Source organism: Nocardia carnea, assembly GCF_029869215.1.
Lineage (GTDB): Bacteria > Actinomycetota > Actinomycetes > Mycobacteriales > Mycobacteriaceae > Nocardia > Nocardia carnea_B.
In genome coordinates this window covers 1-11148 of the sequence record NZ_JARWPM010000215.1, presented here as the reverse complement: position 1 = coordinate 11148, position 11148 = coordinate 1, and the positions used below count along the sequence as shown (strand labels likewise).

The 11148-nt window shown below is 69.7% G+C and carries 6 protein-coding genes; 3 read left to right on the top strand and 3 right to left on the bottom strand.

Annotated elements, in window-relative coordinates; genetic code table 11:
- Positions 1-531: 531 nt before the first annotated feature.
- The 3 genes from QH276_RS15305 to QH276_RS15295 form a co-directional block, all read right to left on the bottom strand.
- Positions 532-984 carry a hypothetical protein gene (locus QH276_RS15305; protein WP_280399259.1) on the bottom strand — a complete coding sequence of 151 codons (453 nt, stop codon included), beginning with the start codon at positions 982-984 and terminating at the stop codon, positions 532-534.
- Positions 985-1385: 401 nt separating this feature from the next.
- Positions 1386-2768: a trigger factor gene (tig, locus tag QH276_RS15300; RefSeq protein WP_348536651.1), complete on the bottom strand. Its 1383-nt coding sequence runs from the start codon at positions 2766-2768 to the stop codon at positions 1386-1388.
- Positions 2769-3038: 270 nt separating this feature from the next.
- A complete protein-coding gene (locus QH276_RS15295) occupies positions 3039-3608 on the bottom strand; it encodes an FKBP-type peptidyl-prolyl cis-trans isomerase (RefSeq protein ID WP_280400405.1) in 570 nt (189 codons plus the stop codon).
- Between the two features lie 250 nt (positions 3609-3858).
- Between QH276_RS15295 and QH276_RS15290 the strand changes: the two genes are divergently transcribed.
- The 3 genes from QH276_RS15290 to QH276_RS15280 all read left to right on the top strand — a co-directional run bounded on the left by QH276_RS15290 (position 3859) and on the right by QH276_RS15280 (position 11039).
- Positions 3859-6321, top strand: coding sequence for a phosphoketolase family protein (locus QH276_RS15290; RefSeq protein WP_280400404.1), 2463 nt, complete (start codon positions 3859-3861; stop codon positions 6319-6321).
- A gap of 99 nt (positions 6322-6420) precedes the next feature.
- Entirely contained in the window at positions 6421-8274 is a 1854-nt protein-coding gene (locus tag QH276_RS15285) for a 3' terminal RNA ribose 2'-O-methyltransferase Hen1 (RefSeq protein ID WP_280400403.1), read from the top strand.
- Positions 8271-11039: a polynucleotide kinase-phosphatase gene (locus QH276_RS15280; protein WP_280400402.1), complete on the top strand. Its 2769-nt coding sequence runs from the start codon at positions 8271-8273 to the stop codon at positions 11037-11039. Before QH276_RS15285 ends, QH276_RS15280 begins: the two co-directional genes overlap by 4 nt.
- Positions 11040-11148: the final 109 nt, after the last annotated feature.

Sequence of the window (11148 nt, the reverse complement as noted above, 5' to 3'; positions counted from 1 at the left end):
GCCGAGTCTTACCAGGCCCTCGAAGGCACATACCCCGCAACCGGACGCGACCACGGCGGCGCCGAGTCTTACGAGGCCCTTGGAGGGTTAGGCCCCGACCCGGGGTTGGGGCGGGGGGGGGGGCGGGCGCGCCCCCCGGGGGGGGGGGGGGGGGGCCGCCCCCTTGGGCCCTGGCTGACCGGGCCCCACCCCCGGGGCGGCCCGGGGCCCCACCGCGCGCTAACAGCTGGTACGGGCCGAACCCTCCAAGGGCCTCGTAAGACTCGGCGCCGCCGTGGTCGCGTCCGGTTGCGGGGTATGTGCCTTCGAGGGCCTGGTAAGACTCGGCGGCGCCGTGGTGGCGTCAGGTTTCGGGGTGTGTGCCTCCGGGGCACCGTAAGCCCGCGCCGTCGTGGTTGCGGTCGGTTTCGGTGCCGGGCACTCCGAATGCCTTGCCGGACTCGGTGCCGTCGTGGTGGCGTCAGGGTGCCGGGTTGAGCATTTTCCGGCATGCGCGCTGGACTCGGCGCCACGCGGCCTTGTGGGTATGGATTAGCCGTTGACGACGATTCCGGAGACTACGGCGACCTTCTGATCGGCGAGTTTGCTGGAGTTGCAGACCAGTTTCGCGGTGCCGAGGGCGGCGTTGGGATTGCCGACGAAGGCGCTGTCGGGATTCTCGGCCAGGATGTCGTGGACCAGTTTCTGCTGTTCCGGTTCGTCGAGCTGGGAGAATTGGGCGCACGTGGTATCGGAGGCCCGGCCGGAGGCGGGGGTTTCCTCGACGGCGGTGGTTTGCGCGGGGGCCTCGGTGCTCTCGGCGCCGGCGCTCGGCGCGGGGGTTTCGGTCGTAGCACTTCCGGTCTCGGTCGCCGGCGTCGACTGCCCGGTCGCGGTGTTCTTGCGGAGCCCGGACGCTTCGGCCGGCTCCTCCGCCGAACATCCCGGCAGCACCAGCGCCGCGAAGGCGGTAGCGGCCACGACAACAGTTGAGATTCGCTTCATCACGCATTCCCGGGTTCAACCACGCCGGAGCCTCCGACGCGCTGTATATATTGCGCCGCCTCCGGCGTCGCCGGTTCGGGGCCCCCGAAGTCTCGTTCTTCACTCCGCCGCTCCTCCGCTTCGCTCCCCGCTCTGTCGCTCCAGAACGAGACGGGCCCCGAACCATGGAGGCCGACCGATCGCATGCGGAGAAACGGGGTGGCATCGTATGGGGCCGCTCCGGCTCGGGTGCTCACGAGGCTCGCAGGAGCCGTCGAGCGACGCTCTGAGTGCAGACCGTAGACGGAAGCCCTGAGGCCTGGGCGGGGGGCGTACCGGGACAGGGAGACGTTCCCGTGCTGTCTCTGGATTGCCGACACCGCCTCTGGTCCCAGGGCTTCCGATCCGTAGTGCTGTATGGGTTACTCCGTATCCGCGGTGGACTCGGTGGTCTCCTCCGCGGCCTCGTCGTCGGCGGGCTTGGGGGTGCCGAACATTTCCTCGGTGTCGACGGTGTTGCCGGCCGAATCGGTGACGGTCACTTTGCCGACGACCTCGGCCAGGGCCTTACCGCGGCGGACATCGGCGAAGACCGCGCCCAGCTGGCCCGCCTGCTGCACCTGCTGGATGAACTGCTCCGGCGCCATCCCGTAACGCTGGGCCTGGAACAGGATGCGTTCGGTGAGTTCCTCCTGGCCGACCTGGGTGCCCTCGGCCTCGGCGACCGCGTCCAGCAGCAGCTGGGTCTTCACCGACTTCTCGGCGGCCTCCTTGGTATCGGCGTCGAACTCCTCGCGGCTGGAGCCCTGGGCCTCCAGCGCCGCGGCGAACTTCTCCTCGTCGTGGTCGAAACCGTGCACGGCGTCGTGCTGGACGGCGTCGATCTCGGCCTTGACCACGGCCTCCGGCAGCGGCACCTCGACGGCTTCCAGGAGCTTCTCCAGCACCTGATCGCGGATATCGCCGGCCTGCTGCACCTTCTTGTTGCGCTCGACGCGGGTGCGCAGATCGGCCTTCAGCTCGTCGATGGTGTCGAACTCACTGGCCAGCTGAGCGAATTCGTCGTCGGCCTCGGGCAGTTCGCGTTCCTTGACCGAACCGACGGTCACCGTGATGACCGCTTCCTTACCGGCATGCTCACCGGCGACCAGGGTGGAAGTGAATTCCTTGGACTCACCGGCCGACATGCCCTGCAGGGTTTCGTCCAGGCCCTCGATGAGCTGGCCGGAACCGACCTCGTGCGACAGCCCGGTGGTCGCGGCCTCCGGAACTTCCTCGCCGTCGACGGTGGCCGACAGGTCGATGGAGACGAAATCGCCGTCCTGCACGGGACGTTCGACACCCACCAGGGTGCCGAACCGGGCGCGCAGCGACTGCAGCTGCTCGTCGATGTCCTCATCGGTGATCTCGATGGCATCGACGGTGACGGCGATACTGCTGTAATCCTCGGGCAGGGTGATCTCCGGCCGGACATCGACCTCGGCGGTGAACGCCAACTCCTGCCCGTCCTCGATCTTGGTGATCTCGATCTCCGGCTGGCCGATGACCTTCACCTCGGAGGTGGTGACGGCCTCACTGTAACGGCCCGGCAGCGCGTCGTTGACGACCTGCTCCAATACCGCGCCGCGACCCAGGCGCGCCTCGAGCAGCTTGGCCGGAGCCTTGCCCGGACGGAAGCCGGGAATGCGCACCTGCTTGGCCAGGGCTTTGTAGGCGCGATCGAAGTCCGGCTTCAGCTCCTCGAAGGGCACCTCGACATTGATCCGGACCCGGGTCGGGCTCAGCTGCTCGACGGTGCTCTTCACGGACATGCTCCTTGTTCTCGTCGGTTCGTCTTCTCGTCGGCCCGCTCGACCGTGCCGGCGGGCCGGGTGATGGTGCGTGGTTCGGCGACAGCGCGCGGGTACGCGCCGCCGGCGTACCGTCCGGAACGGCGAGCACCTGCGGTTTCACGCGCCCGGGGTACGCATCCCGACCAGGGTAGTTGACCGGGCCGGGCAGGTTGCACGCCGGGAGGCGGTTGACCGGCTCCCGGCGGCCGAAACGCGGCGGCGCCGAGACATCATCGGCGCGGCTCAGCCCTGCGGGACCGCCACCGCGTCCGTCACGAAGACCAGGGTCTCGTTGGGGGCCACCCCGTTGCCGCCCGCGCCGTAGCCCAGGTCGGGCGGGATGATCAGCAGTCGCCGGGCACCCTGCTGAACACCTTCGAGCCCCTGCTCCCAGCCGGGGATGACCATGCCGGAGCCCAAGGTCAGTTCGAACGGTTCGCCGCGGTCGAACGACGAATCCAGCTTCTGCTTGTCCGACCAGGTGACCAGGGAGTAGTTCATAGTCAGCTGATCGCCGGGAGCGGCCGCACGACCCGAGCCGGGCGCCAGATCCTTCACCACGAGTTGCTTCGGCGGATCACAGTCGCCGGGAACGGTGATCTCCGGCGCCTCGCCGAACCCACCGGTCACCCCGATGTCCTCGGCCGTGCACTCGCGACCCTTCGACTCGGCCGATGCACCCTGAGCCGGCGCGGTCGCGGAGGTGGTAGTTGCCGTAGCGCTGTCCGAGCTGTCATCCGAACCGCATGCGCTGAGCCCGAACACCACCGCACCCGCGGCCACGACGGCGACGATCCTGCCGAATATCTGCATGAGCCGCACACTAGCTGTGTTTATTGGCGCCGACTTAGTCGGCGCGGGTTTTGGCCCGATTCGCGGCGGGCCGGAGGCGGCGGAGCTCATTCGGTTATCGGCCGGATTCACGGGTATGCCGGGCGGGGAGAGTATCGATAGCGCGACCGCACGAACCGGACACCGGGTGGCACACTGCCAGCTATCGTTGACGGTGCCCGCACCCGGCGTGCGGATTGCCCGGCGCGACCACGACCTCCAGGAGGGGCGTATGACGCAGTTGGCGAGTGCAGGCGGGGATACCGCTGCCGATAATCTCGGCGGTGACGGGGGCGAATCCATCGCTCCCCGCCCCTATGTACTGTCCGCGGAGGCCGCGGGGCCGCTGGATCCCGACGAACTGGAAACGCTGGACGCGTGGTGGCGCGCAGCCAATTATCTGTCGGTCGGGCAGATCTATCTGATGGCCAATCCACTGGTCCGCGAATCCCTGGCACCCGAGCATGTCAAACCGCGGTTGCTCGGGCATTTCGGAACGGTACCGGGGCTGAATCTCGTCTGGGTGCATGCGAATCGGGCGATTCTGGCGCGTGATCTGGACGCGGTTTTCGTGGCCGGTCCCGGGCACGGCGGGCCGGGGCCGAACGCGTGCGCCTGGTTGGAGGGCACCTATTCCGAGTTGTACAGCCATGTGCCGCGCGACGCAGAGGGTATGCGGGCGTTGTTCGCCCAGTTCTCCTTTCCGGGCGGGGTACCCAGCCATTGCGCGCCGGAGACGCCCGGTTCTTTCCACGAGGGCGGCGAGCTGGGCTATTCACTGCTGCACGCGTTCGGCGCCGCGCTGGACAACCCGCATCTCACGGTGTTCTGCGTGGTGGGCGACGGGGAGGCCGAGACCGGACCGCTGGCGGGCAGCTGGCATGCGAACAAGTTCCTGAACGCGGCGCGCGACGGCGCGGTGCTACCTATTCTCGCGCTGAACGAGTACAAGATCGCCAACCCGACTCTGCTGGCACGGATTCCGGAATCGGAGCTGGTATCGCTGTTGCGGGGCAACGGCTACGACCCGTTGATCGTCGCCGGTCGCGACCCCGCCCAGGTCCATCAAGATATGGCCGCCGCCATGGATACCTGCCTGGAGCGGATCGCGCAGATCCAGCGGGCCGCGCGCGACGGGACCGACAACTCGCGGCCGCATTGGCCGATGATCGTGCTGCGCACCCCCAAAGGCTGGACCGGCCCGCCGCAGGTGGACGGGGAGCCGGTGGAGGGCACCTTCCGGGCACATCAGGTACCGCTGCCGGCGGCCCGTAACGATGCCGGACACCGCGCGGTGCTCGAACAGTGGCTGCGTTCCTATCGGCCCGAAGAGCTGTTCAACGAGGCGGGCGCGCCGGTCTCGGAGTTGCAGCGGCTGGTCCCGGCCGGGGCGAAGCGGATGAGCGCGAGCCCGGTGGCCAACGGCGGGGCCTTGGTCCGTGATCTGCGGCTGCCGGATTGGCGCGATTTCGCGGTCGACGTACCCGGGCCGGGGCGGACGAGTCACGAGGCGACGCGGGTGCTGGGCGGGTGGCTGCGCGCCGTCACCGAACGCAATCCGGACAACTTCCTGACCTTCGCACCCGACGAGCTGGCCAGCAACCGGTTGCAGGACATTCTCACGGTCACCGGTCGCAACTGGCAGGCCGAGGTCGGCGTCCACGACGAGAAACTGGACCGTTCGGGCCGGGTGATCGAGGTGCTGTCCGAGCATATGTGCCAGGGCCTGCTGGAGGGTTACCTGCTGACCGGGCGGCACGGTGTTTTCACCTGTTACGAGGCGTTCGTCCATATCGTCGACGCGATGTTCAACCAGCACGCCAAATGGCTGGATGCCAGCGCCGCCGTCCCGTGGCGGCGCCCGCTGGCGAGCCTGAACTATCTGCTGTCCTCGCATGTCTGGCGGCAGGACCACAACGGCTTCACCCATCAGGACCCCGGCTTTCTCGATGTGGTGCTGAACAAGAAACCCGAGATCGTGCGGGTGTACCTGCCCCCGGACGCGAATACGCTGCTCTCGGTGTACGACCACTGCCTGCGTTCGCGCCATTACGTGAACGTGGTGGTCGCCGGTAAACAGCCGCAGCCGGATTGGCTGTCGGGCACCGATGCCGCGCTGCACTGCGCCCGCGGTATCGGCATCTGGGACTGGGCCGGGCATCGCGACGAACCGGCCACCACCCCGGATGTGGTGCTGGCCTGCGCCGGTGACGTGCCGACCCTGGAAACCCTTGCCGCGGCGGCGATCCTGCGCGAAAAGCTGCCCTGGCTGCGGGTGCGGGTCGTGAACGTGGTGGATCTGATGCGGCTGCTGCCGACGGAGGAACATCCGCACGGGCTCCCGGACAGCGAATTCGATACCTTGTTCACCCGGGATTCCCCGGTGATCTTCGCCTTCCACGGCTACCCGTGGCTGATCCACCGGCTCACCTACCGCCGCACCAACCATGCCGGTCTGCATGTGCGCGGGTACAAGGAACGCGGCACCACCACGACCCCCTTCGATATGGTCATGCTCAACGATCTCGACCGCTATCACCTGGTGATGGATGTGATCGACCGGGTCCCGGCACTCCGCCAGCAGGCGGCCGGGCTGCGCCAGGAGATGGTGGACGCCCGCCTGCGGGCCCGCACCTGGACCCGGCAGCACGGGGAGGATATTCCCGAGGTGGCGAACTGGCGCTGGCCCGGCTGATCGAGAGGCGACGGCAGCGGGGCGACCGGGCCTCGGGGCGGATCGTGCCCGGCAGGAAACTACCTTGCCGCACCAGAGCGGCTCGGCAACGATCACTGCATGCTGTTGACGATCACCTGCACGCCGGAACCGGGCAGTACCACGCCCGCAACCGATCTGGGGTTTCTTTTGCACAAGAACCCGGACCGGGTGCAGGAATTCGGATTGTCCTACGGCACCGCGCATGTGTTCTACCCGCACGCCTCCGCCGAACGCTGCACCGCGGCACTCCTGCTGGAAGTGGACCCGGTACGGCTGGTGCGCGGCCGGGCCCGGGACCTGCAGGCCTTCAGCCTCGGCCAGTACGTGAACGACCGGCCTTACGCGGCATCCTCACTACTGTCGGTGGCGATCGGTTCGGTGTTCCGCAGCGCGTTGCGCGGTGAGTGCGCCCAGCGCCCGGGACTGGCCGATACCCCGCTGCCGCTGCGTCTGGAACTGCCCGCGCTCGGCTGCCGTGGCGGGGCCGGCCTCGTCGAACGGATCTTCGCCCCGCTGGGCTGGACGGTCGACGCTACCCCGCTCCCCCTCGACCCGGCCTTCCCCGAATGGGGCGATTCGGCCCATCTGCGGCTGGTGCTGACCGGAACGGTGCGGGTGGCCGACGCCCTCAATCACCTCTACGTCCTGTTGCCCGTGCTCGACGGCGCCAAACACTATTGGCTCGATGCCGGTGAGGTGGACAAACTCCTGCGTGCCGGCGGCACCTGGCTCGCCGCACACCCGGAGCGCGGCTGGATCACCCGCCGCTACCTGGCCCGCCGCCAATCGCTGATCCGCACCGCGCTGGCCCGGCTGGCCGAACTCGACCACTCCGATCCCGAGGAACTCGACGCGATCGACGAAGCCCCCACCGAGGACGAGCCGAACGAACCGCCCCGCGAAGCGCGGGCAACGTCCGAACCCTTGTCCCGCACCGGTGATCTCGATGCCCGGACGCCACGGCATCCATCGCCGGCCAGGGCTACCGCGACAAGCATCCGAGGTTCGACAGGACAACCGGCCACCGCGCCGAGTGGCACCCGGTCGCACGGCGCCACGGTGCCGGGCGGTGCGAATTCGGCAGGCGCGGCGGCAAGCGCGGCGGCTGCGGCCGGCGGCAACCAGGCACGGTCGCCGGAAGAGCCGCGGAGCCGCCGAGCCGACACCGAGGTCCGGGACACGGCCATCGGTGTCCGGGCCGCGATGGACGGCGCCACGCCGGCCGGCGCTTCCGGCGATCCCGGTTCCGTGGCCCCGAGCAGCGTCGCGGGCAGCGGCTCTGCGAGCAGCAACGGCGACGGCTCCGCACCGCCGCTCGCGGTGCAGCGGCGGGCGGCGGTGGTCGCCGCACTCCGGGAGACCGGGGCCACCCGCGTTCTCGACCTCGGCTGCGGCGAGGGGGCGCTGCTGCGAGAACTGCTCGGCGACCGGTCTTTTCAGGAGATCGTGGGCGTCGACGTCTCCACCCGGGCGTTGTCGATCGCGCGGCGGCGGTTGCGGCTGGACCGGCTACCGGCCGCGGTCACGCACCGGCTGACGTTGCGGCAGGGATCGCTCACCTATACCGACAACGCCCTGCGCGGATTCGACGCCGCCGTGCTGATGGAGGTGATCGAACATATCGATCCGCCGCGCCTGCCCGCGGTCGAATATGTGGTGTTCGGCGCGGCGGCACCGCGTTCGGTGCTGGTGACCACCCCGAATGCCGAATACAACGTCCGCTACGACGGTCTGCCGGCGGGCAAGTTCCGGCACGGCGATCACCGCTTCGAATGGTCCCGTGCGGAATTCGGTGCGTGGGCGCGGCGAATCGCGGGGCACTACGGCTACCGGGTGCAGTTCGCGCCGATCGGCGGTGCCGACCCCGAGGTCGGGCCACCGACCCAGCTCGCGGTGTTCACCCGCACCGGAACAGAAGGAGTACCGCAGTGACCGAGTTGTCCGTACCGGATCTGTGCCTGGTGGTGCTCATCGGCTGCACCGGGTCGGGTAAATCGACCTTCGCCCGCACCCATTTCCCGCCGACCGCGGTGATCTCCTCCGATTTCTGCCGGGGGCTGGTGAGCGACGACGAGAACGATCAGTCGGCGACTCCCGAGGCGTTCGCCCTGCTGCACCACATCGTGGGTGTGCGGCTACGGCGTGGCCTGCGGACGGTGGTCGATGCCACCAACGTGCAGCCGGGCGCGCGCAAGGAATTGGTGGCGCTGGCCCGCGAGCACGATGTGCTGCCGGTGGCGATCGTGCTGGATGTACCGGATTCGGTATGCCTGGAACGCAACTCGCACCGGCCGGACCGTTCCGCCCTCGGCGCCCATGTGGTGCACCGCCAGCAACGCGAGCTGCGGCGCGGCCTGCGCGGACTGGAGCGGGAAGGGTTCCGCCGGATCCACACCTTGCGCGGGGTCGACGAGATCGAGGCGGCGCGGATCGTGGACGAGCGGCTGTGGAACGACCGCCGCGACCTCACCGGCCCGTTCGACGTGATCGGCGATGTGCACGGCTGCCGGTCGGAGCTGGAAACCTTGCTCACCACACTCGGCTACCGGATCGACCGGGACGACGCCGGGCGGGCCGTGGGCGCCCGGCACCCCGGCGGCCGGACCGCGGTATTCGTCGGTGACCTGGTCGACCGCGGACCCGATACACCCGGCGTGCTGCGACTGGCGATGGGAATGGTGGCCGCCGGCGACGCACTGTGCGTTACCGGGAACCACGAGAACAAGCTTGTGCGTGCCCTGTCGGGACGGAAGGTGAATCCCTCCCATGGGCTCGCCGAATCGCTGGCCCAGCTCGAGGCCGAGAGCGCGGAATTCCGCGCCGCCGTACTGGAGTTCTGCCGCGGCCTCATCTCCCACTACGTCCTCGACGGCGGGCAGCTCGTGGTGGCACACGCCGGTCTGAAGCAGCAATACCACGGCCGGGCGTCCGGACGCGTCCGCTCCTTCGCGATGTACGGCGAAACCACCGGCGAGACGGACGATTTCGGCCTGCCGGTGCGCTCCCCGTGGGCGGAGGACTACCGCGGCCGGGCGACCGTACTGTACGGCCACACCCCGGTCACCGATCTGCGCTGGGTGAACAACACCCTCTGCCTCGACACCGGCGTGGTGTTCGGCGGACAGCTCTCGGCCCTGCGCTATCCGGAGCGGGAAACGGTCTCCGTACCCGCCGAGCGGGTGTGGTACGAGCCGATCCGGCCGCTGGCACCCGTCGCCGGCGGCGCCGGGCTCGCCCCGCGCGACCCCGGCATCCTCGACCTCGACGATGTGCTCGGCCGCCGGGTCGTGGAGACGCGCACGCACGGCCGGGTGGGTGTGCAGGAGGAGAACGCGAGTGCCGCGCTCGATGTGATGAGCCGGTTCGCCGTGGACCCGCGCTGGCTGGTCTATCTGCCGCCCACCATGGCCCCGTGCGCGACCTCGGAGTTGCCGGGCATTCTCGAGTATCCGGCCGAGGCGTTCGACTATTTCCGCGACGCGGGTGTCACGCGGGTGGTGTGCCAGGAGAAACATATGGGGTCGCGGGCCGTGGTCCTGCTCGCCCGCTCCGCCGCGGCGGCCGCACAGCGCTTCGGTGTGGCACAGGGATCGGGCATGATCTACACCCGGACGGGACGCCCGTTCTTCGACGATCCGGACCTGGCCGAAGCCGTCCTGGCGCGCCTGCGCACGGCCGCCGAAACAGCCGGCCTGTTCGACGAATTGGGCACCGGATGGCTGCTGCTCGATACCGAACTCATGCCGTGGTCGGCGAAAGCGCAGCAGCTGTTGCGCGACCAGTACGCGGCGGTCGGTGCCGCGGCGCGGGCCTCGGCCGCCGCCGCCACCCAGGTACTGACGGCGGTGGACGAACGGGGTCTCGACGTCGGTGACCTGCGCGCCCGGATGGCCGCCCGGTCCGCCGATATCGACGCCTTCACCCGCGCCTACGGCCGCTACTGCTGGCCGGTGGACGGGCTCACCGGTCTGCGCCTGGCACCGTTCGGGTTGCTCGCCGGTGAAGGCGCGAACTACGCGGTACGCGATCACCACTGGCAGCTCGGCATCCTCGATCGCTTGGTCGCCGCCGACCCCGAGCTGCTGACGGCGACGCAGCGCGTGGATGTCGACCTCACCGATCCGGGCAGCGAGGCCGCCGCCACCGAATGGTGGCTCGCCCTGACCGGCCGTGGCGGCGAGGGCATGGTGGTGAAACCGGTGGCCGCGCTCGTCCACAGCACTCCGAAACCGCGCGGCCGCAACGGCGACCGGCCCGAGCCGGACGAGCGTGACACCGCCGTCCGGGATCCGGGCGGGAACACGACCGGGCCGTCCCCGGCGCCGGCCGGGAACGGGCAGTTCACCGGTCGGGCTGCGGTTGTACCCGCCGGCGCGCAGGCGGCTTCGGGCACCGGACACTCCGACGAGGCACCCACCCCGTCGGGTCCGCCCGGCCGGCTGGTCCAGCCGGGGATCAAATGCCGTGGCCCGGAGTACCTGCGGATCATCTACGGCCCCGAATATCTCCGCCCGGAGAATTTGCGCCGTCTGCGCACCCGCGGCCTCGGCCGCAAGCGCTCCCTGGCCCTGCGCGAATACGCCCTGGGCCTCGAAGCGCTCGACCGGCTCGCGGCGGGCGAACCCCTGTGGCGGGTACACGAGGCCGTCTTCGCGGTCCTGGCACTCGAGTCGGAACCGGTGGACCCCCGGTTGTAAACGATCTCGGCGAGTCGCTCGCCGACTTCGTCGCACCCCGTCCCAGGGGGGGGGGCCCCCCCGCGGAGCCCCCCGGGGGGGGGGGTGGGGGGGGGGGGGGGGGGGGGGG

Excerpts from the sequence above, each read along its gene's own strand:
- QH276_RS15295 (WP_280400405.1), bottom strand. The coding sequence starts at position 3,608 with ATGCAGATATTCGGCAGGATCGTCGCCGTCGTGGCCGCGGGTGCGGTG.
- QH276_RS15290 (WP_280400404.1), top strand. The coding sequence starts at position 3,859 with ATGACGCAGTTGGCGAGTGCAGGCGGGGATACCGCTGCCGATAATCTC.
- QH276_RS15305 (WP_280399259.1), bottom strand. The coding sequence starts at position 984 with ATGAAGCGAATCTCAACTGTTGTCGTGGCCGCTACCGCCTTCGCGGCG.
- QH276_RS15285 (WP_280400403.1), top strand. The coding sequence starts at position 6,421 with ATGCTGTTGACGATCACCTGCACGCCGGAACCGGGCAGTACCACGCCC.